Below are 26,908 nucleotides of genomic sequence, written 5' to 3'. Positions count from 1 at the left end.
TGTGAGCGCGAGGAGTGCAGCGAAGCGGAGCCCCGCAGTCGCGAACGAAAGGCGGACTCTGTGAGCGCGAGGAGTGCAGCGAAGCGGAGCCCCGCAGTCGCGAACGAAAGGCGAACTCTGTGAGTGTCACCGCCCCTCGCGGTTTCCGGGCGGCCGGGGTGGCCGCCGGACTGAAGACCGGCGGCGCGTCCGACGTCGCCCTCGTCGTCAACGACGGCCCGGACGCCGGGGTGGCCGGCGTCTTCACCGCCAACCGGGTGAAGGCCGCGCCGGTGCTCTGGACGCAGCAGGTCGTCCACGGCGGCGTGGTCCGCGCGGTGGTGCTCAACTCCGGCGGGGCCAACGCCTGCACCGGCCCGGGCGGCTTCCAGGACACCCACGCCACCGCCGAGCACACCGCGGCGGCGCTGACCGCGGCGAACCCCCGGCTGATGCTCGGCGCCGGTGACGTCGCCGTCTGTTCCACCGGCCTGATCGGTGAGCGCCTGCCGATGGACCGGCTGCTGCCCGGCGTGCGTGCCGCCGTCCGGTCGCTCGGCCGCGACGGCGGGCCGGCCGCCGCCCAGGCCATCATGACCACCGACACCCGGCCGAAGAACGCGGTCGCCCACGGCAGTGGCTGGTCGGTCGGCGGGATGGCGAAGGGCGCGGGCATGCTCGCTCCGGCGCTGGCCACGATGCTCTGCGTCCTCACCACCGACGCGGTGGCCGGGCCGGACGCGCTGGACGCGGCGCTGCGGGAAGCCTGCCGGGTCACGTTCGACCGGATCGACTCCGACGGGTGCATGTCCACGAACGACACGGTGCTGCTGCTGGCCAGCGGCGCGAGCGGTATCGAGCCCAGCGCGGCGGAGCTGACCGCCGCGGTCACCGCGGCCTGTCACGACCTGGCGCAGCAGCTCATCGCCGACGCCGAGGGCGCCACCAAGCAGATCGCGATCGACGTGGTCGGCGCGGCCAGCGAGAGCGACGCGGTCGAGGTGGGGCGCAGCGTGGCGCGCAACAACCTGGTGAAGACCGCGCTGTTCGGCAACGACCCGAACTGGGGGCGCATCCTCGCCGCGGTCGGCACCACCGCCGCCCGGTTCGAGCCGGACGCGGTCGACGTCGCGGTCAACGGCGTGTGGGTGTGCCGCGGCGGTGCCGCCGCGGAGGACCGGTCGAAGGTCGACCTGAGCGGGCGGGACGTCACCATCCGCATCGACCTGCGTACGGGTGGCGCGGAGGCGACGATCTGGACGAACGATCTCTCGCACGCGTACGTGCACGAGAACTCGGCGTACTCGACGTGAGCACCGATCTCGCCCGCGCCCAGGTGAAGGCCGCCACGCTGATCGAGGCGCTGCCCTGGCTGGCCCGCTTCTCCGGTTCGACAGTCGTCGTCAAGTACGGCGGCAACGCCATGGTCGACCCGGGGCTGCAGAAGGCGTTCGCCGCCGACATGGTGTTCCTGCGGTACGCAGGCCTCAAGCCGGTCGTGGTGCACGGCGGCGGTCCGCAGATCTCGGCAATGCTCGGCCGGCTCGGCATCGACAGTGAGTTTCGGGGCGGCCTGCGGGTCACCACGCCGGAGTCGATGGCCGTGGTCCGGATGGTGCTCGTCGGCCAGGTCGGCCGGGAGCTGGTCGGGCTGATCAACGCGCACGGCCCGTTCGCCGTCGGCCTGTCCGGCGAGGACGCCGGCCTGTTCACCGCGGTGCGGCGACCGGCGTACGTCGACGGGCAGCCCGTTGACGTGGGTCAGGTCGGCGACGTGGAGTCGGTCGACGTCTCCGCGGTCACCGACCTGATCGCGGCCGGCCGGATCCCGGTGATCTCGACGGTCGCGCCGGACGCGGACGGGGTGCTGCACAACCTGAACGCGGACACGGCCGCCGCGGCGCTCGCGGTCGCCCTGCAGGCCCGCAAGCTTGTCGTGCTGACCGACGTGCCCGGCCTCTACGCCGACTGGCCGGACACGTCCAGCCTGGTCAGTGAGATCACCACGGACGATCTGGCGAAGCTGCTGCCGTCCCTCGAGTCGGGCATGGTCCCGAAGATGGAGGCCTGCCTGCGGGCCGTGCACGGGGGAGTGCCCGCCGCGCACGTCGTCGACGGCCGGGTCGCCCACTCCACTCTGCTGGAGGTGTTCACGTCGGAAGGCTTCGGAACCATGGTGATCCCGGGATGAGCACCCTCGTCGAACGCTGGTCCATGTCCATGATGGACAACTACGGCACGCCGCCACTCGCGCTGGTGAGCGGGTCCGGCGCCGTCGTGGTCGACGAGGCCGGCCGGGAGTACGTGGACCTGCTCGGCGGGATCGCCGTCAACGCCCTCGGCCACGCCCACCCGGCCGTGGTCGCCGCCGTGTCCCGGCAGGTCGCCACGCTGGGACACGTCTCCAACCTGTACGTCGCCGAGCCGCCGGTGGCCCTGGCCGAGCTGCTGCTCGCGCTGGCCGGCCGGCCCGGCCGGGTGTTCTTCGCCAACTCGGGCGCGGAAGCGAACGAAGCCGCCTTCAAGCTGTCCCGGCTAACCGGCCGCACCGAGGTGGTGGCCGCCCACGGCGCCTTCCACGGCCGGACGATGGGCGCCCTCGCGCTCACCGGACAGCCGGCCAAGGCGGACCCGTTCCGGCCGCTGCCCGGCGAGGTCACCCACGTCGGGTACGGCGACGTGGCCGCGCTGGAGGCGGCGGTCACCGACGCCACCGCGATGGTCATCCTCGAGCCGATCCAGGGCGAGAACGGTGTCGTGGCCCCGCCACCGGGCTACCTAGCGGCTGCCCGGCGGATCACCGCCCGGCACGGGGCGCTGCTGGTGCTGGACGAGGTGCAGACCGGCGTCGGCCGCACCGGGCACTGGTTCGCCCACCAGGCCGAGGGCGTCGAGCCGGACGTGATCACCCTGGCCAAGGGGCTCGGCGGCGGGCTGCCGCTCGGCGCCTGTGTGGCCTTCGGCCCGGCCGCCGCCCTGCTCCGTCCCGGCTCGCACGGCACCACCTTCGGCGGCAACCCGATCAGCTGTGCCGCCGCCCTCGCGGTGGTCTCCACGATCGCCAGCGAAGGACTGCTCGACCACGTCAAGCGGGTCGGGGAGCGACTGCGGCGCGGTGTCGAGGCGCTCGGTCACCCGCTCGTCGAGGGCGTCCGGGGTGCCGGCCTGCTGCTCGGGATCGTGCTGACCGCGCCCGTCTCGGCAGTCGCCGCCGAGGCACTGCGCGAGGCCGGTTTCCTGGTCAACGCGGTGCAGCCCGGCGTGCTCCGGCTCGCCCCGCCGCTGATCCTCACCGCCGCCCAGGCCGACGCGTTCCTGGCCGCCCTGCCGGCCGCCCTCGACGCCGCCGTCCCGGCCGCCGCCACGCCTGCTGCCACCGTCCCGACCGCCGACACGCCAGGTGCCGCCGACCCGGCCGCCGCCACGCCGGCTACCGCCGCCACGCCAGGTGCCGCCGACCCGGCCGCCGCCGCGCCGGCCACCGCCACCTCGACGCCGACCGCCGCGACCAGCCCGGAGGCCCCCGCATGACCCGGCACTTCCTGCGCGACGACGATCTCACCCCCGCCGAGCAGGCGGCGGTGCTCGACCTCGCCGCCCGGATGAAGGCGGACCGGTTCGCGTACAAGCCGCTGGCCGGGCCGCGGTCGGTGGCGGTGCTGTTCGACAAGCAGAGCCTGCGTACCCGGATCTCCTTCGACGCGGGCATCGCCGAGCTGGGTGGGCACCCGCTGGTGGTGGACACCCAGGTCACCCACTTCGGCCGGGGCGAGACGCTCGGCGACGCCGGCCGGGTGCTGTCCCGTTACGTGGCCGCGATCGTGCTGCGTACCCACGGTGACGACCGCATCGCCGAGGTCGCCGCGGGGGCGACGGTGCCGGTGGTCAACGCGCTCACCGACGGTTTCCACCCCTGCCAACTGCTGGCCGACCTGCTGACGGTCCGCGAACGCCTCGGCGGCACCGCCGGTCGCACCCTCGCCTACCTCGGCGACGCGGCGAACAACATGGCGCACTCGTACCTGCTGGCCGGGGCGACCGCGGGCATGCACGTCCGGGTCGCCGGGCCGGCCGGATTCGGTCCCGACCCCGAGGTGACGGCCCGGGCCGAGAAGATCGCCGCCGGCACCGGCGGGTCGGTCCGCGCCCTCACCGACCCGGTCGAGGCGGTACGCGGCGCCGACGTCGTCGCCACCGACACCTGGACCTCCATGGGGCAGGAGTCCGACGGGCAGGACCGGATCACGCCGTTCCTGCCGTACCAGGTCACGTCCGGGACGCTCGCGCACGCCGCGCCGCACGCGATCGTGCTGCACTGCCTGCCCGCGCACCGCGGCGAGGAGATCACCGACGAGGTGCTCGACGGCCCGCGCAGCGCGGTCTTCGACCAGGCGGAGAATCGGCTGCACGCCCAGAAGGCGCTGCTGACGTTCCTCCTCGGTGCCGGACCGGCCCCGGACGTGGTGGCGCCGGACGCCACCACCAGGGAGACACCATGACCGCCCCGCTGACCCGCGCCGCCCGGCACGGCCGCATCGTCGAGCTGATCCGTGACAAGGCGATCCACTCGCAGACCGAGCTGGCCGACCTGCTGGCCGGCGACGGCATCCAGGTCACCCAGGCCACCCTCTCGCGGGACCTCAAGGAGCTGGGCGCGGTGACCGTACGCGGCGGCGACGGTCGCGCGGTCTACCTGATCCCCGAGGACGGCCACCGCTCGCTGCGGGAGGCGGAGACCGCGCCGGCGCGCCTCGTGCGGTTGCTGCACGAGCTGCTCAACGGGGTCGACTCCAGCGGCAACATCGCCGTGCTGCGCACCCCGCCGGGCGCAGCCCACTACCTGGCCAGCGCGTTGGACCGAGCGGGCCTGCCCGAGGTCGTCGGCACGATCGCCGGCGACGACACCATCCTCGTCGTGGCCCGCGAGGCCGACGGCGGTGCCGCGCTCGGCGACAAGCTCGCCGGCTGGGCCCGCCGCGAAGAGAACGTTGAAGGGAGCAGCACACCATGACCGAGCGGGTCGTCCTGGCGTACTCCGGAGGGCTGGACACCTCCGTCGCCATTCCGTACCTGGCCGAGCAGACCGGCGCCGAGGTGATCGCGGTGGCGGTCGACGTCGGCCAGGGCGGCGAGGACCTGGAGGTGATCCGGCAGCGCGCCCTGGACTGCGGCGCGGTGGAGGCGGAGGTGGTCGACGCACGCGACGAGTTCGCCGCCGACTACTGCCTGCCGGCGATCCGCGCCAACGCCCTCTACATGGACCGCTACCCGCTGGTGTCGGCGCTGAGCCGGCCGCTGATCGTCAAGCACCTGGTCACGGCGGCCCGCAAGTACGGCGGCACCATCGTGTCGCACGGCTGCACCGGCAAGGGCAACGACCAGGTGCGCTTCGAGGTCGGGCTGGGCGCGCTCGCCCCCGACCTGAAGATCGTCGCGCCGGCCCGGGACTTCGCCTGGACCCGCGACAAGGCCATCGCGTTCGCCGAGGAGAAGGGCCTGCCGATCGACGTGACGGCGAAGTCGCCGTACTCGATCGACCAGAACCTGTGGGGCCGCGCGGTGGAGACGGGCTTCCTGGAGGACATCTGGAACTCACCCGTCGAGGACCTGTACTCGTACACCTCGGACCCGGCCGAGCAGCGGGACGCCGACGAGGTCGTCATCACCTTCGACGCCGGTGACCCGGTGGCGATCGACGGCGAGACGGTCACCCCGTACCAGGCGATCCTGGAGCTGAACCGGCGCGCCGGCGCCCAGGGCGTGGGCCGGCTGGACATGGTCGAGGACCGGCTGGTCGGCATCAAGAGCCGCGAGGTGTACGAGGCGCCGGGCGCGATCGCCCTCATCACCGCCCACCATGAGCTGGAGGCCGTCACCGTCGAGCGGGACCTGGCCCGGTTCAAGCGGAGCGTGGACCAGCGCTGGGGCGAGCTCGTCTACGACGGCCTGTGGTTCTCGCCGCTGAAGTACGCGCTGGACGCGTTCATCGACGACGCCCGGAAGCATGTCTCCGGCGAGGTGCGGCTGACCCTGCACGGCGGTCGGGCCACCGTGACCGGCCGGCGCTCCGAGGCCAGCCTCTACGACTTCGGCCTGGCCACGTACGACACCGGCGACACGTTCGACCAGTCGCTCGCCAAGGGCTTCGTGCAGCTGTGGGGCCTGCCCAGCAAGATGGCCGCCGCCCGGGACGCCCGGTTGGGTGGGTCGCAGTCTTGACCTTCACAATGGGTGGGGTGGACGACAAGAGCCTGACGCAGAACAGCGCCGCCGCCAACCGGACCAGCCTGTGGGGCGGTCGCTTCGCCGGCGGCCCCGCCGAGGCCCTCGCGCGGCTGTCGGTGAGCGTGCAGTTCGACTGGCGACTGGCCCCGTACGACATCGCCGGTTCCCGGGCGCACGCCCGGGTCCTGGCCGGCGCCGGCCTGCTCGACCCGGAGGAGCTGGGCCGGGTCCTGGCCGCGCTGGACGACCTGGAGGCCGCCTGCGCCTCCGGGGCGTTCCGGCCGACGGTGGACGACGAGGACGTGCACACCGCTCTGGAACGCGGCCTGCTGGAGCGGCTCGGCAGCCTCGGCGGCAAGCTGCGCGCCGGCCGCTCCCGCAACGACCAGGTCGCCACCGACCTGCGGCTCTACCTGCGCGATCACGCCCGCGGCGTGGCCGCCCGCCTGGTGGAGCTGGCCGAGGCGCTGGTCGAGCAGGCGGAGCGGCACGTGGACACCGCCGCGCCGGGCATGACGCACGTGCAGCACGCCCAGCCGGTCACCTTCGGGCACTGGCTGCTGGCCCACGTGCAGCCGTTGCTTCGTGACCTGGAGCGGCTGCGCGACTGGGACCACCGCACCGCGATCAGCCCGCTCGGCGCGGGCGCCCTCGCCGGCTCGGGGCTGCCGCTGGACCCGATGGCGGTCGCCAAGGAGCTCGGTTTCCGTACGTCGTTCGCCAACTCGATGGACGCGGTCGCCGACCGGGACTTCGTGGCCGAGTTCCTCTTCGTCACCGCGCTGATCGGCGTGCACCTGTCCCGCCTCGGCGAGGAGGTGGTGCTGTGGACGTCGCAGGAGTTCGGCTGGGTGGAGCTGGACGACGCCTTCGCCACCGGCTCGTCGATCATGCCGCAGAAGAAGAACGCGGACATCGCCGAGCTGGCCCGGGGCAAGTCCGGCCGGCTGGTGGGCGGGCTGATGAGCGTGCTCACCATGCTCAAGGGCCTGCCGATGACGTACGACCGGGACATGCAGGAGGACAAGGAGCCGGCCTTCGACGCGGTCGACACCCTGGAGCTGCTGCTGCCGGCCCTCGCGGGGATGATCTCCACGATGACGGTACGCGTCGACCGCCTGGTCGCCGCCGCGCCGGTGGGTTTCTCGCTCGCCACCGAGGTGGCCGACTGGCTGGTCCGGCGGGGCGTGCCGTTCCGTGACGCGCACGAGATCACCGGCAGGCTGGTGGCGCTCTGCGTGGCCCGGGACTGCGCGCTCGACGAGGTCTCCGACGACGACCTCGCCGCGGTCAGCGAGCACCTGAACCCGGGTGTGCGGGACGTGTTGTCGGTCCGCTCCGCCCTCGCGGCCCGTACCACGCCCGGCTCCACCGGCCCCGGCCCGGTCGCCGACCAGCTCGCCGCCGCCGCCGACAAGCTCGTCGGCTGGAAGGAGTGGGCCGCCGAGCGGGTCGTGCCCCGCTGAGAGCGGCGCCGCTCGTCGGCGGCCTCACGCGCACCTTCGGGCAAACTGCGGCCTCCGAGCCTTCCGAGGTAGCAGTTTCCCCGAAGGTGCTCAGGCCTGGGGGCGTTCGCGTTTCGGGAGCTTCGCCACGACCGCCTCGTAGGAGGAGTCGACGGCCTCGGTCAGCTCGTCGTCCGGGATCTCGCCGTCGAGGCGGAGCGTGTTCCAGCCGGAGCGGCCGATGTACGGCGAGGGGCGCGCGTCGTCGGGAAAGCGGTGGATCCACTCGTCGGCGACCTCCCGATCCGGGCCGCACTTCAGGCCGATCCGGGCCCCGCCGTCCGGGCTGCCGAGGAATGCGAAGATCCGGCTGCCGACCTTGACCACCTCGTCGCCCTCCCACGGTTGGTCCAGCCAGGCGCCCGGCTTGCCCAGGCAGTACGCCCGCATCTCCTCACGCTCCATCAGCCACTCCCGCAGTCCGACCCACGTCGACCCAGTCTCCTATGCTCGCCGGCGTGAACCTGCATCAGCTCACCGACGAGGTCGAGGTGATCGCGGTGTTACGAGGGTGTGGGCGACGATCGGATGATCGTCAGCTGGGCGTCGGCCCGTCCACGGACCGGCCGGGCGTCATCTGATCTCGCCGGCTCGACCGCTTGCGGCGAGCGGTCGCCCAGCGCCAGACCCGGTTCACCAGGGCCGCGTACGCGATGCCGCCCGCCAGCGACGCCGCGAGCGCGACCAGCGGCAGGTCCCGCAGGTGCGGGTACACCTGCCAGTGGATCAGGTAGATGTAGAGCGAACTGGCGGCCAGCACACCCGCCACCTTGTTCACGACGGCCCAACTCGGCACGGTCGGCAGCCAGGTCAGCAGGGCGAACCCGGCCACGATCAGCGCCTCCCGCCCGGGCTGACCGAAAAACCCGGGAACGGTGCCCGCCGCGACCGCCGTGACCAGCAGCCGCTGCCGTACCCCGTCGGCCCGGGCGGCCGCCCAACCGAGCGTGAACAGCCAGCCCGCCACCAGCGCCGAGGGCAGGTCGTAGCGGGCGTCCAGGCCGAACACGTCGTACCGGCCGAGCAGCGCGAGCGCGGTCAACCCGAGCGGGAAGGCGAACGGGTGCCGCCGTTCCCAGCCGTCGACCCGGCGCAGCCCGAGCAGGGCCGCGAGGCCGACCAGCAGGTAGACCACCGCCTCGATGAACCAGAAGTGCCAGCCGTGCGGCGCGTCCTCCGGCCGGACGATGCTGTTGACCAGCAGCAGGGTGCTCAGCTTGTACTGGTCGCTGACCAGCATCACCGCGCCGATCCACGCCACCGTCGGCAGCACGATCCGCGCGAGGCCGGTGCGGACCTGGCGCAGCCGGTCGCGCTGGTCGGCGTCGGTGAGCTGGAACCGGGCGAAGTTGAAGCCGGCCACCGCGAGCAGCACGTGCGCCCCGCCGGTGATGGTGAACAGCGGGATGTGCGAGCCGACGATCAGCACGATCGCCGCCGCCCGCAGCGCCACGCTGGTCTCCAGCGCGCGCCGCCGCCGCGGGCCGGAAGCGGCGGCCGGCCGACGCAGTTCGCCGATCGGTCGGGTGTGCCAGTTCGCCGGGAGGTGACCCAGCTCCTGCTCCAGGCGCACCGACATCTCGACGTACGACAGGGAGTCCCCGCCGAGATCGACGAAGCTCAGCTCCGGGGTGACGTCGGTGCGGTCGAGCACCTCCGCGTACAACCGGCAGAGGTCACCGACGGCGGCCGGCGCGGGCGGCGAGGCCTCGGCGGCGGCCAGCCCCCGCAGCGCCACCAGGTCGGGTTTGCCGGAGGCCAGCCGGGGCAGCTCGGGCAGCGTCAGCACCCGCACGGCGCGCGGCGGAAGTGCAACCTCGTCGGCCACCAGCCGGCGGATCCGGCGCGGGTCGCCGACGCCGACGACCGCCACGATCAGCTCGTCGTCACCGTCGAGGCAGGTCGCGACCACGCCGTGTGCGGCCAGCAGCCCCTCGACCTGCTGCGGGTCGATCCGCAGCCCGAGGATCTTGGCGAACCGGCTGCGCCGGCCGACGATCTCCCACAGGCCGTTCCCGGTGCGCCGAGCCAGGTCGCCGGTGTGCAGCTCGTCGACGATGCGGCCGAGCGCCAGGTCGGCGGGGGAGTGGGCGTAGCCGAGCATGACGTTCGGGCCGGCGTAGACCAGCTCGCCGACCGCCGGGTCCGGGTGGTCGGCGACCGGGGCGAGCCGGAAGGCGCCGCCGGGCACCGGCACGCCGATCGCCGCCGGGTGGTCGAGCGCGAGGTCCGGCGGGAGGTACGCCATCCGGGCCGTCGCCTCGGTCTGCCCGTACATGACGTAGAGGTCCCAGCCGGCGCGGCGACCCAGCTCGGCGTAGCGGCGCACCCGCTCCGGCGCGAGCCGGCCACCGGCCTGCGTGACGTAGCGCAGGTGCGGCAGGTCCATCGTGGCGAAGCCGACCCGGTCCAGCAGGTCGAAGGTGTACGGCACCCCGGCGAACGTGGTGGCCCGGGACTCCCCGAACAGCTCCCAGAAGCAGGCGTCGGCGACCGACAGGCCGGTCAGCACCAGCGCGGCGCCCCGGGCCAGGTGGCTGTTGACCACCGACAGCCCGTAGCAGTAGTGCAGCGGCAGGCTGGTGGCCGCCCGGTCGGTGTCCCGGATGCCCAGGTACTCGCCGATCGCCTCCGCGTTGGCCTGCAGGTTGGCCTGCGACAGCCGGACCAGCTTCGGAGAGCCGGTCGAGCCGGAGGTGGACAGCAGCAGCGCCAGATCCGGGTGCAGGTCGTGCGCGGAGGCCGCCCGCCGGTGCTCGATCCGCCAGCCGCCGTCGGCCGGGCCGACCACCACGTCCGGGTCGTACGCGTCGACCAGGCTGGCGAGGGCGGCGTCGTGCCCGCCCGGCACCAGCAGGACCGGGTGGCCGGCGTAGAGCGCGGCCAGGTACGCCACCAACGAGTCGACCGTGTTCGCGCCGATGACCAGCACCAGCCGGCGGCCCGGCCCGAGTCGCTCGGCGGTCCGGGCGACCCGTTCGGCGAGGCCGGCGTACGTGATCTCCCCGTCCCGGGTCACGATCGCGGGACGGTCCCCGTGGGCGGCCAGATTGCGGACGAACGGCACGACCCCGACGGCCGGGAGCAGGGAGGACAGGGGCGTCACGGACACCAAGCCTAAGGTAAGCCTGACCTAATCCATAGGGCGGGCGACCCGCGTCACGGCCGGTGCCGCGATCAAGAGCCTTAACTCGCGGTATAGGCTGTCGCTCGAATCTGCAACATCAGCCGCAATCGGGAGGTCCAGCGGTGGGCGACCGGGTCATCGACAACCCGATCATCAACTCACCGTACGGGCATCCGACCCGCCATTTCGCCTTTGACCGCGATGGCATCACAGACCGGCTCGTGGAGCAGCGACGCCCGTCGAGCTTCTTCATCCCGGTGCCCCGGCCCCGCAAACGGGGGCAGCAACTCGAGCTGCAGGTCTTCACCGAGGACGACATCAAGCCCAACAAGCAGGTCAACGACGTCCGGGAACGGGTCGACGCCTGGCGGGAGGCGGGCTGGCCCAACGTCACGCCGGTGACCCGCCGCCTGCTGGAGTACTGGAGCGATCCGGAGCGGGACAACAAGCTCCTGTTCTGCCAGCTTGAGGCCGTCGAGACGGCGATCTTCCTGGCCGAGGGCGCGACCAAGTGGCAGGGCAGCTGGATCAACAACGACCTGGACGCGCACAACGCCGAGCACAACAACGGGCTGCCGCGTGTTGCTCTCAAGATGGCGACCGGCACCGGCAAGACGGTCGTGATGGCCATGCTGATCGCCTGGCAGACGATCAACAAGGTCCACGCGCCTTACGACCGGACGTTCGCCAAGCGGTTCCTGGTGGTGACGCCCGGCCTCACCATCCGCGACCGCCTGCGGGTGTTGTTGCCCGAGGACGCCGGCAACTACTACCGGGAACGGGACCTGGTGCCGGTCGAGTTCGTTGACGACCTCGGCCAGGCAAAGATCGTCATCACCAACTTCCACGCCTTCCAACTCCGCGAGACCCGGTTCGGGCGCAACGCGACCGGAAACACCAAGTCCCTTGTAGCGCCTGGGCGCCCCGACCCGTTTCGGGAGACGCCGGCGCAGATGGTCAGCCGGGTGTTGCGTCCGCTCGGTGGCTCGTCGGAGATCGTTGTCTTCAACGACGAGGCGCACCACTGCTACCGCGGGCGGACCGGTGACCCGGAGCCGGACGCCGACACCGTCGAGAACCTGCGCGGCGAGGAGCGTAAGGAGGCCGCCGACCGGGCCGAGGACGCGCGGATCTGGTTCAGTGGCCTGGAAGCGATCCGGGCCAAGGTCGGCATCAAGAAGGTGTACGACCTCTCCGCGACGCCCTTCTTCCTGGCCGGCTCCGGTTACCGCGAGGGCACTCTCTTCCCCTGGGTGGTCAGCGACTTCTCCTTGATCGACGCCATCGAGGCCGGCATCGTCAAGATCCCCCGGGTTCCCGTGGACGACGACCGGGTCGCCAACCGGGTGACCTACCTCAACCTGTGGCAGGAGGTCCGGGATTCCCTGCCCAAGGGCGGGCGTCGGGCCAACCAGGACTTCACCGCAGCGGACCTTCCGGGTGCGTTGACCGCTGCCCTGCACAGCCTCTACGGCTCCTACGTGACGGCCTTCGAGACGTGGGAGAAGTCAGAGGCGGCAGCGCACGGGCAGCCGCCGCCCGTGTTCATCGTCGTCTGCAGCAACACGACGATCTCGAAGGCGGTCTACGACTGGATCGGCGGTTATGATCGCGAACAGGGCGGGACCACTCTGCCGACCGCCGGACAGCTCCCCTTGTTCAGCAACGTGGCGGACGGGCAGTGGCTGCCCCGACAGCGGACGATCCTCGTAGACGCTGCGGAGTTCGAGTCCGGCAGCCTGTCGCCGGAGTTCCGCCGCGCGGCAGGTCGCGAGATCGCCGAGTTCAAGCAGGAGTACGCGGAACGCTTCCCCGGCCGGACCGCAGACGACATCGGCGACGCGGAGCTGATGCGAGAGGTGATGAACACCGTCGGCAAACCGGGGAAGCTCGGCGAACCGGTGCGGTGCGTCGTCAGTGTCTCCATGCTCACTGAAGGCTGGGACGCCAACACGGTCACCCACATCCTGGGGGTGCGGGCCTTCGGCACCCAGTTGCTGTGCGAGCAGGTGGTCGGCCGGGGACTGCGGCGCCGTTCGTACGTCGCCGACGAGAACGGCATGTTCACCCCCGAGTACGCGGATGTCTACGGCGTTCCGTTCCAGTTCATCCCCACCGTGGCCGTGTCCCGCGAGCTGCCGATGAAGCCCGTGCGCAACGTGCGGGCCGAGCCCGATCGCGACGCCAGCAAGCTGGAGATCACCTTCCCTCGGGTAACGGGCTACCACCTGGAGATACCCGACGAGCAGCTGGTGCCCGACTTTTCGGACCCGGACCTGCGGATGATCCTTTCCCGGGCCGACCTCCCGACGAAGACCACAATGGCAGGACAGGTCGGTGCGGAGGACGTGCACGACCTCGAACGTTTGAAGACCCTCCGAGGACAGTACGTCGCCTACCGGCTCGCCAGCGAGGTGCTCACGCGCAAGCTGCGCACCGAGGAGGGCGATCTGCGGCCCTGGTACTTCCCGCAGGTGCTGGAGATCGCCCAGCAGTGGCTGCGCGGCTGCGTCGAACTCCGCGACGATCAGGCGATCGGTCTGATCCTGTTGCGGGAGGCCGAGGCGGTGGAGAAGATCTGGCAGTCGATCACGCGGCAGGACGGCTCACGGAAACGCTGGGTCCTGCCTGTGCTGCGGACGACGGACCCGATGGGCACCACGTTCAGCGTGGACTTCCGGACGACCAGAGAGGTCTGGCCGACGGATCCGAGACGCTGCCAGGTCAATCTCGTGACGCTGGACGGCAAGGACGGCAACGCCTGGGAGCGGGCGGTGGCGCAGGCGATCGAGTCGCTGCCGGAGGACCATGTCGCCGCGTACGTCCGCAACGACCATCTCGACTTCTTCATCCCATACGAGCACGCCGGCCGGAGCCGGCGGTTCTACCCGGACTTCCTGGTGAAGCTGGCCGACGTCGGCGACGGAATCACCCGCACCCTGATCGTGGAAGTGTCCGGCGGCCGTAAGTCGCAGGCCGAGGCATCGCAGAAGGCGTGGGCCGCCCGCAATCTGTGGGTGCCGGCGGTCAACAACAGCGGCGCCTTCGGGCGCTGGAGTTTCTGCGAGCTTCGCGACCCGACCACCGCCAAACGAGACCTTCGGCCCGCCATCGAGGCACTGTTCAAGCTGCAAGGCGTGTCGGCGATCACCGATGCCGTACTCGCCGCCGAGGAGGAGCTGGTCTGATGCCCTCGAGGAGTCGCAAGCCCGTCGCCGCCGTGCCCGTGCAGGCGATCGCGCACCCGACCGACCGGCGAGTGCATCTGCCGACAGCTGACGGCCAGGAGCTCGTCTCGCCCGACGCCGCCCGGATCGAGCAGGTCAAGAAAGAGCGCGACCCGAGCCTAGATCCGCAGCTCGTCTGGATCGGTAAGGAGGAGCAGGACGCCGACGATCTGGTGGTCGAGGCCCCGCCGATCTACATTCAGGAGAAGATCGCCCCGCGGACCCTTGTCGAGGAGCTGCGGAGGGCCAGCGAGAGTTCTCGCCCTCGCGAGAACGAACAGCTCGGTCTCTTCGCGGACGACTACGCCGACTTCGATGGTCTGGACGACTGGCAGTCGGTCGAGTATTACCAGCACGAGGCCAACTGGTCTAACCGGATGATCCTGGGCGACTCGCTGCGCGTCATGGCGTCACTGGCCGAGAAGGAACGCCTGCGCGGCAAGGTCCAGATGATCTACATCGACCCGCCGTACGGCATCAAATTCGGCTCCAATTGGCAGATGTCGGCGCGCAAGCGGGACGTCAAGGACGGTAACCTCGCCGACGTGACCCGCGAGGTCGAGCAGATCAAGGCGTTCCGCGACACGTGGGAGCTGGGCATCAACTCCTATCTGGCTTACCTGCGGGACCGGCTGATCATTGCCCGCGACCTGCTCACCGAGTCCGGCAGCATCTTCGTCCAGATCGGCGACGAGAACGTCCACCTCGTCCGCTGTCTCCTCGACGAGGTATTCGGTCCGGAGAACTTCGCGTCGCTCATCAGCTTTAAGACAACATCAGGAGCTGGCAGTTTTGCGGGCGGCACGAACGTTCTGGCGTCTGTGAACAACTACATCCTTTGGTACACAAAAGATTTTCGATCTGCCACAGGAAAGTATCGGCAGCTGTATCAGAAAAAGTCTGGTGAGGGCGCAGGTAGTTCTGGTTACGTGTTCGTTGAGGACGGTGACGAGCAGCGACGACGCATGGTGCCTGGTGAAACGCCTAGTGGGAGGGTTTTCGCTGCCGACAACCTGACCAGCCAGACGACCCGAATAGGTCAGACAACGGTCTTCGATGTGCATCTGGGCGGAACACCTTACCGACCCAGAAAGGGTGGCTGGAAGACAAACGCCGATGGAATGCGTCGTCTGAAGTTGGCTCGACGACTTATGCCCCTGGGTGACACGCTGCGATATGTTCGTTATCTTGATGACTTCCCGGCTTATCCGCTGCACAATGCGTGGGACGACACGACCACGGCCGGCTATGGCGATCCCAAGGTCTACGTCGTGCAGACGAACACCAAGGTGATTGAGCGGTGCATGTTGATGTGCACCGACCCCGGGGATCTGGTGCTGGACCCGACGTGTGGTTCTGGGACCACCGCGTATGTGGCTGAGCAGTGGGGGCGGCGCTGGATTACCGTCGACACCTCGCGGGTAGCGATCACGCTCGCTCGGCAGCGGTTGATCGGTGCGAAGTATCCCGCCTACCTGCTGGCCGACTGTGTCGAAGGCCGAGCCAAGGAGCGGGAGTTGTCCGGTGCCGAGCCGCCGCCCACCTTACCCGGTAACGACATCCGCAAGGGCTTCGTCTACCAGCGAGTGCCGCACGTGACCCTCAAGTCGATCGCGAACAACCCGGACATCAAGGAGGGCATGAGCCGCAAGGAGATCGACGCAGCGATCGCCCGGCACGCCGACACCGAGATGCTCTACGACCGTCCGTACGAGGACAAGAAACGGATCCGGGTGGCCGGCAGGTTCACCGTCGAGAGCCTGTCACCGCACCGTCCGGTGACGTTCTCGGTCGGCGAGGAACAGTCCAGTGGCACTGACATCAACGCCTACCACAAGACGATCCTGGACAACCTCGCCAAGGCCGGCGTGCAGAACGGCTGGCGCAACGAGCGGTTGGAATTCGCGTCGCTGAACCCGCACCCGGGCAAACTCATCCACGCGGAGGCCGCCCGGCGCAACGACGACGGCACGTCGGCACGGATCGCGGTCAGTGTCGGCCCGCAGTACGGCACGGTGGATGCCGAGTGGGTCAAGGAGGCGGCTCGGGAGGCGCTCAGGGGCGTTGGGTTCGACCTGCTGTTGGTGTGCGCGTTCGGCTTCGACGGGCGTGCCAGCGACGCCGCCAGTGAGTTCGCACCGGAGGGCAACGACTTCGCCACGGTCGCGGAGCAGCGGCAGCTCGGTAGGCTCCCTGTCCTGCTGGTCCGGATGAACGCGGACCTCGCAATGGGGGACACCTTGTTGAAGAAGACCGGTACGGCCAATCTCTTCACGGTCTTCGGTGAGCCGGACATTGCCATCGATCCGGCGCCGGACGGGCTCGTGGTCGAGATCCGTGGCGTCGACGTCTACAACCCCACCACGGGCGAGTTGCGGCCGGACAACGGCGTTGGCGACGTCGCCCTCTGGATGATCGACACGGACTACAACCAGGAGGAGTTCTTTGTCCGGCACATCTATTTCGCCGGCAAGGAGGGCAAGCCGGACGGGCTGGACCCGTACGAGCGGTTGCGTAAGGCACTCCGCGCGCAGATCGACGAATCGGCCTGGCATAGCCTCTACAGTCACCGATCCCGTCCGTTCCCCCGGCCGGAGTCTGGGATGATCGCCGTGAAGGTGGTCAACCACTACGGCGACGAGGTGGTTAAGGTCTACGAAGTCTGAGCTGGCAGGTGGTAGCCGTATTCCGCCAATCTGTTCCGGGCGATGTCGAGTTCCTCGTCGGTAAACAGCCCGGCGAAGCGCTCCTGCAGCACCACCGCCTCGACCGCGAGGTCAAGCCTGCCCTTCTCCCACAGGGTCGTGAAGCCGCTGGAAACCGAACTTGCCCTAAGTAGCCGGCGGGCAGCCTCCAGCCCGCCTACCTGCTGCACCATCTGCAGGAAGTAGCCGGCGTTGTAGTTCAACTCCTTCTTGGCTCTTCGGTAACCGTCCAGCATGGCGGCGTGGAACTCGGCGGCGATCTTCGGATCCTGCTCATCGGCGGTTCGTCCGCGGGGTACGGCCCGACTGTGAGGCGACTCCGACGCTGGGCGCTGCTTGCCGGATGGTCGAGTTGTTGGTCGGTAGGCGGGGTTGCGGGTCAGCGCGATGTGGTCGGCCAAGCCGGTGCCGAGACGTTGCGGACGGGGCATGCCGCTCGCCAGCAGCGCCCGGGTTAGGGACGGGTAGATGTCGCCGAGCGTCAGCAGCTCGCCGCCCTCCGGGATGCCCTGCCGGAACGCTTGCAGCAACTCGCCGGTGAACGCGGTGAACTTTGCACCGAGCGGTGCCACTGCGGTTTGGTGGGCGGGCGCGGACGCCAGGGTGTAAGTGCCACGGATGTCGAGGTTTCCGCTGACCGTGGCGGTGTTGCCCGACATCGCCTCTGCGGCCTGCCCTGAGAAACAGCAGTCCAGGATCAGGATTCGGTTGGGCGCAGGGCTGTCGGCCAGCGCGGACCGGAACCACTCCATCGGCACACCGCAGTAGCGGACCCGGCGCGGGTCGGGCTCGGTGGACTCGACGGCCAGGAACAGGTCCCCGCGCTGACTAAGCACCCCGTGGCCCGCGTAATACAACACGAGCGTGTCCAGCGCTTGGTCGATTGCAGCGTCAATGGCATCCCCGACCTGCTGTGGGGTCGCTGGGTCGGTCAGCACTCGGCAACCTGACCGATCGAAGCCACCCAGAACCGGATCGGTGAGCAGGTCGGTCAGAGCCCGTACGTTGTTGGCTACTGCTGGAAGATCGTGCAGGTCATCGTCGATGAACCGCGATGCCCCGATGAGCAGCGCCTGGGAGGCCCTTGGATCTGGCAAGCGAGCGCTCATGGCACCTTCCGGTCCTGAGCGACTGCGTCGTACAGCTCTTTGACCGAGGCCGCGTTGCTGGCTTCGACCTCGACTCTCCGCAGGGTCTCGCCCGTCTCGTCGACGACGAACTCCACGCTGATCCGTGCGCGCCGCGTCTGTAGCCAGGTCGCCAGCGCACCGGCCAGAACGGCAATCGCGCCACCGCTGCCGACCGCAACAGAGACGATCTCTACAGCGCCGCCCATCTCGTGCGGGCCGGGTTGGCGAGGCAGTATCCGCACTCTCCCGCGCAGTTCATCGGTGCGCTGAAGCCAACTGAACAGGGAATGCAGATCGCTGGGGCTGCCGTCGAGCGGAGACATGTTGATCACCGTCATAGTGCTCATTATTTAATAGGGAGAGACGTCAGTTCGTCCAGCGCACCGGCAAACCTCGATCCGGCCGCTATTCTCGATCATTAGAATGCGAGAAGCCTCCATGTTCAGGCATGGCTGTGCGATTGCCGAGGAGGCGATCGCTTTCGCCTCTTCCTACCGCGGTGGGCTGCGCGTACTGTGAGGTACACGATGTACCCCATCAGGTGAGGTGTTTCGCGTGACCAGGCAGCACCAGCCCACGCCGGGCCAGCGTGTCGAGCGGCTACGTCGAGCCGCCGGGCTATCCCGCGAGCGCCTGGCCAACCTGAGTGGACTATCGCCGACCACTGTCAAGTTCATCGAGAATGGCCGCCGGTCGTTGACCTTGCGTGCCGCACAACAGTTGGCGCCACACCTCGGGGTTCGGGACCTCGGTGAGCTGTTCGGCCCGTCGGTGGCACTGTCTCTTGACGGCCGGGCCAGTCATCCCGCAGTTCACGAGGTGCGCCGCGCGCTGACCGCCTGGCACATCGTCCTCGACGGCGAAGCGGAGAGCACCGACTACCTGCGTGGTGCGGTCGACTCCGCTTGGCAGACCTGGCACACGTCTCGATTTCAGCGCACAGCGGCCGGGGACATCCTGCCCGGCCTGCTCGACGCCACCCAGCGGGCTGCCCGGCTGCACTCCGGGGAAGATCGGCGGGCGAGCCTCACCCTGCTCGCACAGGCCTACCACCTGGCCCAGGCCTACCTCGCCTGGCATGGCGACCGCGAGATGGTGTGGTTGACCGTCGATCGCGGGATGACCGCTGCCCTGGATGCGGATGACCCGCTGGCTATCGCACAGGCGAGTTGGTATGCGGCACACCTGCTGCGCTCGGTTGGTCGCGGCGACGAGGCGCTGGAGCGGCTTCGGGAAGCGCGCGGGCTGATCGAGCCTCGCGTTGCCGATGGCGGCACCGAATGGGCGGAGATGCTGGCCGACCTGCACCTCTGTGTCGCACTTACCCGCGCCCGCACCGGTGACCAGGGGGCGTGGTCGGATTGGGACGCCGCCCGATCGGTCGTCGATCGTGCGCTGCCGGAGGGCTTCGTGGGCCTGCGGACCCGGGTGTCGCGGCCCCTGGTCGACGTGTACGCGGTCATGTGCGCCGTGGATCTCGGCGATCCCGACGAGGCGCAGCGCCGTGCCCATGCTCTTGACCCGGCATCGATCCCGTCGACCGAGCGGCGTGGCCGGCATTACGTGGAGCTGGCTCGTTCGGCCGACCTGGAAGGTGCGAGGGAAGCGACCCTGCATCTGCTGGCGCGAGCCGAGGCGACGTCACCCGAGACGGTCCGCTACTCGCCGGCGGCGCAAGACATGGTCACCCGGCTGTGCCACGAAGCGCCGGCGGCGGTCCGCGCCGAAGCCGTCGACCTCGCGCGTCGGATCGGTGCCACTGACCTCTAGGTACACCTCGTCACCGGGTACAGCGCGTACACCGTCTGAATGGCATGACTGCTTAGCGTAATCGGGCGATGGCGGCACGAAGTCGTCCGGTGACTCCGCGCCGTCGCTTCTGATGGTGAGGGAGTCGGCAATGAGTGGCCAGGAGGATGCCGGTACGCCCAGCAGGGGCGAGCAAATCGAGGCGGCCGAACGGGAGGTGGCGAAATATCGGCTTCTCGCCCAGGCCGAGGCAGAACGGATCCCCGTCGAGGAGACGACTCGGGCCCTGCCCGACCGGCGGTGGCGTCGTGGGCAGTGAGTCGGTGCCGATCGGTCGGCGGGTGGCGTACTGGCGCAGTCGACGCCGGATGTCCCAGCAGGTCTTCGCCGACCGGCTCGGCAAGTCGAAGAGTTGGGTGGACAAGGTCGAGCGGGGCGCCCGATCACTCGACAAGATCTCCACGATTGCGGAGATCGCCGCTGTCCTCCGGATCGACCGGGAGGTGCTGCTCGGCCGGGACGTCCAACCCGAGGACACGGGTACTCGGATCGAAGACGTGGAGCGAATCAGGGCGGTGCTGTCGACGTACGAGATGGCTCTGGGCCGGCGGGCGGCGGGCCGGGACGTGCCTCCGCCGGCTCAACTGGCCCGCAGCGTCGGGCATGCCTGGACCACCTACCAGCACGCACGGTACCCACAGTTGAGCAAGGGGTTGCCGGAGCTGGTGCTCGGGGCGCAGCGCGGCTACGTCCGCGAGCCCGAGACGGGTCGGACGTCGCTGGTGGAAGTGTACCGGGTCACCGCCTCGCTCCTGTTGAAGCTCGGTGAGACCGGGTTGGCATGGCTCATAGCGGATCGCGCGATGACGATCGCCACCGGTGACCCGGCGCTGGTGGCCGCGGCAGCGGTGCAACTCGGACAGGTGCTGCGCGCCACCGGCCGCGCGCGCTCGGCGGTGCCGATCATGCGGGCTGCCGCGTACCGCATCGCCCCGCCTGACCTCGATGGCGGCCCGGCGGCGCGCCTGTCGCTCTGCGGCACGCTGCTGGTGCAGGCCGCCCTCGCGGCGGCCCACAACGGCGACGAGATGGTTACGTCGAGCCTGATCGATGAGGCGGCCGAGCTGGCGGCGCGGGTGTGTGACGGCCACGACCACCACCGGACCGGGTTCGGACCGACCGTGACCACGGCTGCCCGCATGCTGGTGGCGCTTGAGCTGGGTAATCCGGGCGAGGCGTTGGCCTGGCACGAGAAGACGATCGGCAGCGACGGATGGCGGTGGCTGCCGGTCGAGCATCGCGCCGCCCACCTGGTCGACGCCGCCCGCGCGCACCTCCAGGCGGACGACCCGGCCAACGCCGGAAAGCTGCTGCTGGCGGCCGAAGCCACCGCGCCGGCTGAGGTACGGCACCGGCCTGTCGCCCGCGACCTGCTCGCCCAGGTGATCCGGAGCCGGCACGCCCCGAGCCCACTCGTGCCACTCGCCGCCGCGCTCGGGCTGTCGGCGGTCTGACCGGTACGAACGGGAGTGCGGTTTGCCGGTCGAGCCCCGGGCGGGGTTACCTGGAGGGATGGACTACTCCTGGCTGAGTGCCACCGACGTTGCCGAGACCGCCCGGAACCTGCTCGGCTGGGAGATCTCGGCCGGCGGCGTCACCGTCCGGATCACCGAGGTCGAGGCGTACGCGGGCACGGCCGGCGACCCGGCCTCGCACGCCCACCGGGGTCGCACGCCCCGCAACGCCGTGATGTTCGGCCCGGCCGGGCACGCCTACGTCTACTTCACCTACGGCATGCACTGGTGCGTGAACGTGGTGACCGGGCCGGAGGGGGAGGCGTCGGCGGTGCTGCTGCGGGCCGGCGAGGTGGTCGACGGCCTCGACACCGCCCGCGCGCGCCGGACCGCCGTACGTCGGGACGTGGACCTCGCGCGCGGGCCGGCGCGGCTCTGCGCGGCGCTCGGGATCGACAAGTCGGTGTACGGCCGTTACCTGCTCGGCGACGGCCCGGTCCGGCTGCGGCCCGCGTCGACGCCGGTGCCGGCCGGGTCGGTGAGTGCCGGCCCCCGGGTCGGGGTGACCGGGGCGCACGACGTGCCGTGGCGGTTCTGGATCACCGATGATCCGACGGTGAGCACCTACCGCCGCCACGTCCCCCGCCGACGCCCCGCCCAACCATGAGCGCGATCGTGGACGCCGCCGTTCAGCGGAGGCGGGCGGCGGCCCGCTTGGCGAGGTCGCGCACCCGGTCCGGGTCCGAGGGGTACGCCCGGACCGTGGTCACGTTGTCCCCGATCCGGACGACGGCGATGTAGGTGATCACCGGTTCGCTGCCGTCCGCCGGCGTCTGCTCCTGGCGGACCAGCAGCGACTCGTCGCCGGCGACCCCGCTGCCCACCACCGACACCCGCAGGTCCGGCGTGTTCACCGAGGGTTCCCCGCATTGGTCGATGACCGCGCGCACGTCGTCCAGGTTCTGCTCGGCCCAGCCGGGATAGTTCTCGAGGATCTGGAAGGCGCTGTTGTCCGGTCCGGTCCGGTAGGCGGCGGTGTCGATCCGGTCCTGGTAGCGCAGGGAGGGGAACGCGCCGGTCTCGTACGCCGGGCAGAGGCCGTCCCAGAAGCCCCAGAACCACTGGTCCGGGTTGTCGATCTGCTCCGCCTCGAAGCGCTGCCAGCTGCCGGGGCCGAGGTCGTCCGGCTGGAGCAGCCGGGCGGCGGGGGTGCGCGCGGAGGCCGACGGGGTCGGACTGGCGGTCGGGGCGGGCGCCGTGACGGTCGGGCTCGGGGCCGTGGCGGTCGGGGTCGGTCCGCCGGGCGGTGCCACGCTGTCGGGCGGCGACGGCAGGCCCGCGCCGAGGCCGACGGCCGCGGTCGTGACGGCGAGCACGCCGGCTCCGGCCCCGATCGCGGTGCGTCGGGTGCGCTGCCGGCCGCGCCGGCGTACCTGCTCGGGCGGCGCGAACTCGGCCGGGGGCAGCACGCCGCGTACGTCGGCGAAGAGCCCATTGAGCTGGTCAGACACGGGACTCCTCCGGAAGGTCGATGCTGAGCAGGTCGGCGAGCGCGCGTCGCCCGCGCGCGAGCCGGGCCTTGACGGTGCCTTCGGGCGCCTCGGTCTCCCGGGCGACGGCCGCGACCGGCAGGTCGCAGAGGTGGTGCAGCACGATGGCGGTGCGTTGCTCGACCGGCAGCCGGGCGAGCGCGGCGACGAGGGCGACGTTGTCGGGGTTCGGTCCGGGCACGTCGTCCGGCGGGCCGGCCCGCCGGTGGGCGAAGACCGCGTTGCGGGCCCGTCGCCACCGGCTCACCGCGATCCGCCGGGACACGGTACGCATCCACGCCTCCGGCGAGTCGCAGTCGCGCACCGTCGACCACCGCTGCCAGGCCCGGGCGTACGCCTCGTGCAGCACGTCCTGGGCCTCCGCGGCGTTGCCGGTCAGGGCGTAGAGGAACGCGAAGAGCCGCTGCCGGGTCGCGCGGTAGAAGGCGTCGAAGGAGCCCTGGGGGTCCTCCGTCGCTGGTACGGCGGTGTCGGTGTCCGGCATGTTTTCCTTTCCCGTCTCGGCCGGTAGGGGCCGGGCCGGCGGGCGTGGTCGGCGTGACACCACCCATGACGCCCGGCCCGGCGCGGCGGTTGCAGCGGTTCGCACAAGAGTCCGCGAGGACTTGGCCGGTCCCTAATTGACATCTAACATGTCAGTTGTGGATCTCAAGCCGTTGGGCCGGACGCTGCTGCGCGACCAGGCGTACGCCGCCATCCGGGCCGCGATCGTCGCCGGGACGCTCGCGCCCGGCCAGGTCGTGCGCGACCGGGACCTCGCCGAACAGCTGGGCTTCTCCCGGGCGCCGGTCCGCGACGCCCTCGCCCGGCTCGTCGACGAGGGGCTTGTCGAGTCCAAGCCGCAGAGCCACACCCGGGTGACACCGCTGATCCTGCGCGACGTCCGCGACGCGCTGGTCGTGGTGCGGGCGATGCACGAGGTGGCGGCGCGGTCGGCGGTGCGCCGGCTGCGCCCGGAGGACCTGGCCGTGATGCGCGCGGCCAACGCCGAGTTCGCCCGCGCCGTGCGCTCCCGCGACGTGGAGCGCGCGCTGACCGCCGACGACCGGCTGCACGACGTGCTCGTGCGGGCCGGCGGCAACCGGGCGGTCGCCGCCACGATCGAGCGCTACACGCCGCTGATCCGCCGGCTCGAGCGGCAGCGGTTCGCAAGCGTGCCGGGGGAGGGGTCGATCCGCCGGCACGAGGCACTGATCGAGGCCTGCGCGGCCGGCGACGCCGAGGCCGCCGCCGAGATCACCGCCACCATCTGGTCCGGCCTCGACGACATCCTGCCGGCCGACGCCATCCCCGAGGAGACGCCATGACCCCCGCACTCGACTCCTTCCCCCGGTACCCGCTGCTGTTCGGCCCCTCGCCCGTGCACCCGCTGGAGCGGCTCACCGCGCACCTCGGCGGCGCCCGGGTCTGGGCGAAGCGGGAGGACTGCAACTCCGGCATCGCGTACGGCGGCAACAAGACCCGCAAGCTGGAGTACCTGGTCGCCGACGCGCTCGCGCAGGGCTGCGACACGCTGGTGTCGATCGGCGGGGTGCAGTCCAACCACACCCGGCAGGTCGCCGCGGTGGCGGCCCGGGCGGGCCTGCGCTGCGTCCTGGTTCAGGAGAGCTGGGTGGACTGGCCCGACGCCGTGTACGACAAGGTCGGCAACATCCTGCTGTCCCGCCTGGCCGGAGCGGACGTGCGGCTGGTGCGGGCGGGTTTCGGCATCGGCTTCAAGGAGAGCTGGCAGGCGGCGCTGCGGGAGATCGAGGAGGCCGGCGGCAAGCCGTACGCGATCCCGGCCGGCGCCTCCGACCACCGGCTCGGCGGTCTCGGCTTCGCCCGGTGGGCGTACGAGGTGGCCGAGCAGGAACGCGAGCTGGGGGTCTTCTTCGACGCGATCGTCGTCTGCTCGGTGACCGGCAGCACCCAGGCCGGCATGGTGGCCGGCTTCGCGGCGCTGGAGGCGGCCGGCGGGCGGCCCCGCCGGGTGGTCGGCGTCGACGGCTCCGCCAAGCCGAGGCAGACCTGGGACCAGGTGGCCCGGATCGCCCGGGACACCGCCGCGCTCATCGGGGTCGACCGGCCATTGTCGGACGACGAGATCGTCCTCGACGACCGCTACCACGCCGGTACGTACGGCATCCCGGACGAGCGGACGCTCGACGCGATGCGCACGGCCGCGCGCACGGAGGGGATGATCACCGACCCGGTGTACGAGGGCAAGTCGATGGCCGGGCTGATCGACCTGGTCACCACCGGTGAGATCGGCCGGGACTCGACGGTGCTCTACGCGCACCTCGGCGGCCAGCCCGCCCTCAACGGCTACAGCGCCCTGTTCTCCTGACCCGGTCCCCGTCCGACGCGGTACCGGCTGGCGGAATAGTTGACTCGTCAAATATGTTGTGCGGAGCGTCCGGGATCACCGAGATCCAGGCCGTACACGAGGAGCCGGTCATGCAGTTCGGGGTCTTCACCGTCGGCGACGTCACGGTCGACCCGACAAACGGTCGGGAGCCGACGGAGCGGGAGCGGATCAAGGCCATGGTCACGATCGCGCTCAAGGCCGAGGAGGTCGGTCTCGACGTCTTCGCCACCGGCGAGCACCACAACCCACCGTTCGTGCCGTCGTCGCCCACCACCATGCTGGGCTACATCGCCGCCCGCACGTCCCGGCTGGTGCTGTCCACCGCGACCACGCTGATCACCACCAACGACCCGGTGAAGATCGCCGAGGACTACGCGATGCTCCAGCACCTCGCCGACGGCCGGGTGGACCTGATGCTGGGGCGCGGCAACACCGGCCCGGTGTACCCGTGGTTCGGCCAGGACATCCGCAACGGCATCCCGCTGACCATCGAGAACTACGACCTGCTGCGCCGGCTGTGGCGCGAGGACGTGGTCGACTGGTCCGGCCGGTTCCGTACGCCCCTGCAGTCGTTCACCTCGACGCCGCGCCCGCTCGACGGCGTACCGCCGTTCGTGTGGCACGGTTCGATCCGCAGCCCGCAGATCGCCGAACAGGCCGCGTACTACGGCGACGGCTTCTTCGCCAACCACATCTTCTGGCCCAGGGAGCACACCCAGCGGATGGTGGGGCTGTACCGGCAGCGGTTCGAGCACCACGGCCACGGCTCCGCCGACCAGGCCATCGTCGGCCTCGGCGGGCAGGTGTTCATGCGGAAGAACTCCCAGGACGCGGTGCGGGAGTTCCGGCCGTACTTCGACAACGCCCCCGTCTACGGGCACGGGCCGTCGCTTGAGGAGTTCACCGAGCAGACCCCGCTGACCGTCGGCAGCCCGCAGCAGATCATCGACCGCACGCTGACCTTCCGCGACTACGTCGGCGACTACCAGCGGCAGCTGTTCCTGATCGACCACGCCGGCCTGCCCCTGAAGACCGTCCTGGAGCAGCTCGACCTGCTCGGCGAGGAGGTCGTGCCGGTGCTGCGCAAGGAGTTCGAGTCGGTGCGGCCGGCGCACGTGCCGGACGCGCCCACGCACGCCTCGCTGCTCGCCGCCGCGGGCGGCGGAGCGCCGGCATGAGCGCCCGCAGCCTCGCCGTGGTGTCCGCCGGCCTCAGCCAGCCGTCGTCGACCCGGCTGCTCGCCGACCAGATCGCCGCAGCCACCCGCGACGAGCTGGCCCGGCACGGCGAAACCGTCGAGGTGCGCGCCGTCGAGCTGCGCGAGCACGCCCACGACATCGTCAACCACCTGCTGACCGGCTTCCCGTCGCCGGCCCTGCGCGAGGTGCTGGACACGGTCACCGGCGCCGACGGGCTGATCGCCGTGACGCCGATCTTCAACGCGTCGTACAACGGGCTGTTCAAGTCGTTCTTCGACCTGATCGACGCGGACGCGCTCACCGACCGGCCGGTGCTGGTCGCCGCCACCGGCGGCACCGCACGGCACTCGCTGGCCCTGGAGCACGCGCTGCGGCCGATGTTCGCGTACCTGCGGGCGGTCGTCGTGCCCACGGCCGTGTTCGCCGCCCCCGAGGACTGGTCCGGCGGCACCGCCGACGGTGCCCTGCGCCGGCGCATCGAACGGGCCGGCGCCGAGCTGGCCGAGCAGGTACGCCGACGTCCGGCGTCGACCGGGCCGGCCGACCCGTTCGCGCTCACCGGCAGCTTCGAGGACCTCCTCGGCGGCCTGCGCGACTCCTGACCCGGGTCGTCCGGGGCCGGCGCGGCCCCGGGCCCGGGCCGCACGT

Annotated in this window: 23 protein-coding genes; 17 read left to right on the top strand and 6 right to left on the bottom strand. The window is 70.8% G+C overall.

Annotation, left to right across the window (positions count from 1 at the left end):
• The first annotated feature begins 119 nt into the window (after nt 1-119).
• Genes argJ through argH form a run of 7 tightly spaced genes read left to right on the top strand, consistent with a single transcriptional unit; the run spans nt 120 to nt 7,670 of the window.
• On the top strand, nt 120-1,292 hold the full coding sequence (gene argJ, locus ABTW87_RS20380; protein ID WP_350652409.1) for a bifunctional glutamate N-acetyltransferase/amino-acid acetyltransferase ArgJ: 1,173 nt from the start codon (nt 120-122) through the stop codon (nt 1,290-1,292).
• A complete protein-coding gene (gene argB / locus ABTW87_RS20375; RefSeq protein WP_350652408.1) occupies nt 1,289-2,170 on the top strand; it encodes an acetylglutamate kinase in 882 nt (293 codons plus the stop codon). The genes argJ and argB overlap by 4 nt, the downstream gene beginning before the upstream one ends.
• The gene (locus ABTW87_RS20370) at nt 2,167-3,510 is read left to right on the top strand and encodes an acetylornithine transaminase (protein WP_350652407.1); all 1,344 of its coding nucleotides are present in this window, start codon (nt 2,167-2,169) and stop codon (nt 3,508-3,510) included. Before argB ends, ABTW87_RS20370 begins: the two co-directional genes overlap by 4 nt.
• Entirely contained in the window at nt 3,507-4,478 is a 972-nt protein-coding gene (gene argF, locus ABTW87_RS20365; protein ID WP_350652406.1) for an ornithine carbamoyltransferase, read from the top strand. The genes ABTW87_RS20370 and argF overlap by 4 nt, the downstream gene beginning before the upstream one ends.
• Nucleotides 4,475-4,990, top strand: a complete 516-nt coding sequence (locus ABTW87_RS20360) for an arginine repressor (protein ID WP_350652405.1) — start codon at nt 4,475-4,477, stop codon at nt 4,988-4,990. Before argF ends, ABTW87_RS20360 begins: the two co-directional genes overlap by 4 nt.
• Nucleotides 4,987-6,198, top strand: coding sequence for an argininosuccinate synthase (locus ABTW87_RS20355; RefSeq protein ID WP_350652404.1), 1,212 nt, complete (start codon nt 4,987-4,989; stop codon nt 6,196-6,198). Before ABTW87_RS20360 ends, ABTW87_RS20355 begins: the two co-directional genes overlap by 4 nt.
• 8 nt (nt 6,199-6,206) lie before the next feature.
• Nucleotides 6,207-7,670 carry an argininosuccinate lyase gene (argH, locus tag ABTW87_RS20350; protein ID WP_350652469.1) on the top strand — a complete coding sequence of 488 codons (1,464 nt, stop codon included), beginning with the start codon at nt 6,207-6,209 and terminating at the stop codon, nt 7,668-7,670.
• A 90-nt stretch (nt 7,671-7,760) separates the two neighbouring features.
• Here the strand turns inward: argH and ABTW87_RS20345 are convergent, their stop codons facing one another.
• On the bottom strand, nt 7,761-8,114 hold the full coding sequence (locus tag ABTW87_RS20345) for an MmcQ/YjbR family DNA-binding protein (protein ID WP_350652403.1): 354 nt from the start codon (nt 8,112-8,114) through the stop codon (nt 7,761-7,763).
• 130 nt (nt 8,115-8,244) lie between these two features.
• The gene (locus ABTW87_RS20340; RefSeq protein WP_350652402.1) at nt 8,245-10,821 is read right to left on the bottom strand and encodes an AMP-binding protein; all 2,577 of its coding nucleotides are present in this window, start codon (nt 10,819-10,821) and stop codon (nt 8,245-8,247) included.
• Nucleotides 10,822-10,958: 137 nt separating this feature from the next.
• On the opposite strand from ABTW87_RS20340, the gene ABTW87_RS20335 reads away from it, so the two are divergent.
• Nucleotides 10,959-14,024, top strand: coding sequence for a BPTD_3080 family restriction endonuclease (locus ABTW87_RS20335; RefSeq protein WP_350652401.1), 3,066 nt, complete (start codon nt 10,959-10,961; stop codon nt 14,022-14,024).
• Nucleotides 14,024-16,729 (top strand): site-specific DNA-methyltransferase, encoded by a 2,706-nt coding sequence (locus ABTW87_RS20330; protein ID WP_350652400.1) that lies wholly within the window; start codon nt 14,024-14,026, stop codon nt 16,727-16,729. The genes ABTW87_RS20335 and ABTW87_RS20330 overlap by 1 nt, the downstream gene beginning before the upstream one ends.
• Here ABTW87_RS20330 and ABTW87_RS20325 read toward each other — a convergent pair.
• Together ABTW87_RS20325 and ABTW87_RS20320 are read right to left on the bottom strand one after the other, a co-directional pair.
• Nucleotides 16,717-17,877 carry a caspase family protein gene (locus tag ABTW87_RS20325; RefSeq protein WP_350652399.1) on the bottom strand — a complete coding sequence of 387 codons (1,161 nt, stop codon included), beginning with the start codon at nt 17,875-17,877 and terminating at the stop codon, nt 16,717-16,719. The two genes, ABTW87_RS20330 and ABTW87_RS20325, sit on opposite strands and share 13 nt — an antisense overlap.
• A complete protein-coding gene (locus tag ABTW87_RS20320; RefSeq protein WP_350652398.1) occupies nt 17,874-18,236 on the bottom strand; it encodes an effector-associated constant component EACC1 in 363 nt (120 codons plus the stop codon). The genes ABTW87_RS20325 and ABTW87_RS20320 overlap by 4 nt, the downstream gene beginning before the upstream one ends.
• Before the next feature lie 217 nt (nt 18,237-18,453).
• Here ABTW87_RS20320 and ABTW87_RS20315 point away from each other — a divergent pair, with 217 nt between their 5' ends.
• The 4 genes from ABTW87_RS20315 (at nt 18,454) to ABTW87_RS20300 (ending at nt 21,828) form a co-directional block, all read left to right on the top strand.
• The gene (locus ABTW87_RS20315) at nt 18,454-19,668 is read left to right on the top strand and encodes a helix-turn-helix domain-containing protein (RefSeq protein WP_350652397.1); all 1,215 of its coding nucleotides are present in this window, start codon (nt 18,454-18,456) and stop codon (nt 19,666-19,668) included.
• A gap of 130 nt (nt 19,669-19,798) precedes the next feature.
• Nucleotides 19,799-19,966: a hypothetical protein gene (locus ABTW87_RS20310; protein ID WP_350652396.1), complete on the top strand. Its 168-nt coding sequence runs from the start codon at nt 19,799-19,801 to the stop codon at nt 19,964-19,966.
• Complete coding sequence (locus ABTW87_RS20305) at nt 19,956-21,161, top strand: helix-turn-helix domain-containing protein (RefSeq protein ID WP_350652395.1); 1,206 nt, start codon at nt 19,956-19,958, stop codon at nt 21,159-21,161. Before ABTW87_RS20310 ends, ABTW87_RS20305 begins: the two co-directional genes overlap by 11 nt.
• 58 nt (nt 21,162-21,219) lie before the next feature.
• Nucleotides 21,220-21,828, top strand: coding sequence for a DNA-3-methyladenine glycosylase (locus tag ABTW87_RS20300; protein ID WP_350652394.1), 609 nt, complete (start codon nt 21,220-21,222; stop codon nt 21,826-21,828).
• A gap of 22 nt (nt 21,829-21,850) precedes the next feature.
• Here ABTW87_RS20300 and ABTW87_RS20295 read toward each other — a convergent pair whose 3' ends face one another.
• Entirely contained in the window at nt 21,851-22,672 is an 822-nt protein-coding gene (locus tag ABTW87_RS20295) for a hypothetical protein (protein ID WP_350652393.1), read from the bottom strand.
• Nucleotides 22,665-23,195 (bottom strand): SigE family RNA polymerase sigma factor, encoded by a 531-nt coding sequence (locus ABTW87_RS20290; protein WP_350652392.1) that lies wholly within the window; start codon nt 23,193-23,195, stop codon nt 22,665-22,667. Before ABTW87_RS20290 ends, ABTW87_RS20295 begins: the two co-directional genes overlap by 8 nt.
• A gap of 157 nt (nt 23,196-23,352) precedes the next feature.
• On the opposite strand from ABTW87_RS20290, the gene ABTW87_RS20285 reads away from it, so the two are divergent.
• The 4 genes from ABTW87_RS20285 to ABTW87_RS20270 all read left to right on the top strand — a co-directional run bounded on the left by ABTW87_RS20285 (nt 23,353) and on the right by ABTW87_RS20270 (nt 26,862).
• Entirely contained in the window at nt 23,353-24,018 is a 666-nt protein-coding gene (locus ABTW87_RS20285; RefSeq protein ID WP_350652391.1) for a GntR family transcriptional regulator, read from the top strand.
• Entirely contained in the window at nt 24,015-25,040 is a 1,026-nt protein-coding gene (locus ABTW87_RS20280; RefSeq protein ID WP_350652390.1) for a 1-aminocyclopropane-1-carboxylate deaminase, read from the top strand. Before ABTW87_RS20285 ends, ABTW87_RS20280 begins: the two co-directional genes overlap by 4 nt.
• Nucleotides 25,041-25,150: 110 nt before the next feature.
• Entirely contained in the window at nt 25,151-26,239 is a 1,089-nt protein-coding gene (locus ABTW87_RS20275) for an LLM class flavin-dependent oxidoreductase (protein ID WP_350652389.1), read from the top strand.
• The gene (locus ABTW87_RS20270; protein WP_350652388.1) at nt 26,236-26,862 is read left to right on the top strand and encodes an FMN reductase; all 627 of its coding nucleotides are present in this window, start codon (nt 26,236-26,238) and stop codon (nt 26,860-26,862) included. The genes ABTW87_RS20275 and ABTW87_RS20270 overlap by 4 nt, the downstream gene beginning before the upstream one ends.
• The last annotated feature ends 46 nt before the right edge of the window (nt 26,863-26,908 follow it).

Source organism: Micromonospora sp. NPDC126480 (assembly GCF_040302465.1).
Taxonomy (GTDB): Bacteria; Actinomycetota; Actinomycetes; order Mycobacteriales; family Micromonosporaceae; genus Micromonospora.
The sequence above is the reverse complement of the archived record's forward strand: the minus strand, read 5'-3'. Positions and strand labels throughout refer to the sequence as shown.

Bases quoted from the DNA above. Each gene is read 5' to 3' on its own strand.
- ABTW87_RS20325 (WP_350652399.1), bottom strand. From the start codon at position 17,877: ATGAGCGCTCGCTTGCCAGATCCAAGGGCCTCCCAGGCGCTGCTCATC.
- ABTW87_RS20370 (WP_350652407.1), top strand. From the start codon at position 2,167: ATGAGCACCCTCGTCGAACGCTGGTCCATGTCCATGATGGACAACTAC.
- ABTW87_RS20290 (WP_350652392.1), bottom strand. From the start codon at position 23,195: ATGCCGGACACCGACACCGCCGTACCAGCGACGGAGGACCCCCAGGGC.
- argF (WP_350652406.1), top strand. From the start codon at position 3,507: ATGACCCGGCACTTCCTGCGCGACGACGATCTCACCCCCGCCGAGCAG.
- ABTW87_RS20275 (WP_350652389.1), top strand. From the start codon at position 25,151: ATGCAGTTCGGGGTCTTCACCGTCGGCGACGTCACGGTCGACCCGACA.
- ABTW87_RS20280 (WP_350652390.1), top strand. From the start codon at position 24,015: ATGACCCCCGCACTCGACTCCTTCCCCCGGTACCCGCTGCTGTTCGGC.
- ABTW87_RS20320 (WP_350652398.1), bottom strand. From the start codon at position 18,236: ATGACGGTGATCAACATGTCTCCGCTCGACGGCAGCCCCAGCGATCTG.
- ABTW87_RS20300 (WP_350652394.1), top strand. From the start codon at position 21,220: ATGGACTACTCCTGGCTGAGTGCCACCGACGTTGCCGAGACCGCCCGG.
- ABTW87_RS20360 (WP_350652405.1), top strand. From the start codon at position 4,475: ATGACCGCCCCGCTGACCCGCGCCGCCCGGCACGGCCGCATCGTCGAG.
- argH (WP_350652469.1), top strand. From the start codon at position 6,207: ATGGGTGGGGTGGACGACAAGAGCCTGACGCAGAACAGCGCCGCCGCC.
- ABTW87_RS20330 (WP_350652400.1), top strand. From the start codon at position 14,024: ATGCCCTCGAGGAGTCGCAAGCCCGTCGCCGCCGTGCCCGTGCAGGCG.
- ABTW87_RS20355 (WP_350652404.1), top strand. From the start codon at position 4,987: ATGACCGAGCGGGTCGTCCTGGCGTACTCCGGAGGGCTGGACACCTCC.
- ABTW87_RS20270 (WP_350652388.1), top strand. From the start codon at position 26,236: ATGAGCGCCCGCAGCCTCGCCGTGGTGTCCGCCGGCCTCAGCCAGCCG.
- ABTW87_RS20310 (WP_350652396.1), top strand. From the start codon at position 19,799: ATGAGTGGCCAGGAGGATGCCGGTACGCCCAGCAGGGGCGAGCAAATC.
- ABTW87_RS20345 (WP_350652403.1), bottom strand. From the start codon at position 8,114: ATGGAGCGTGAGGAGATGCGGGCGTACTGCCTGGGCAAGCCGGGCGCC.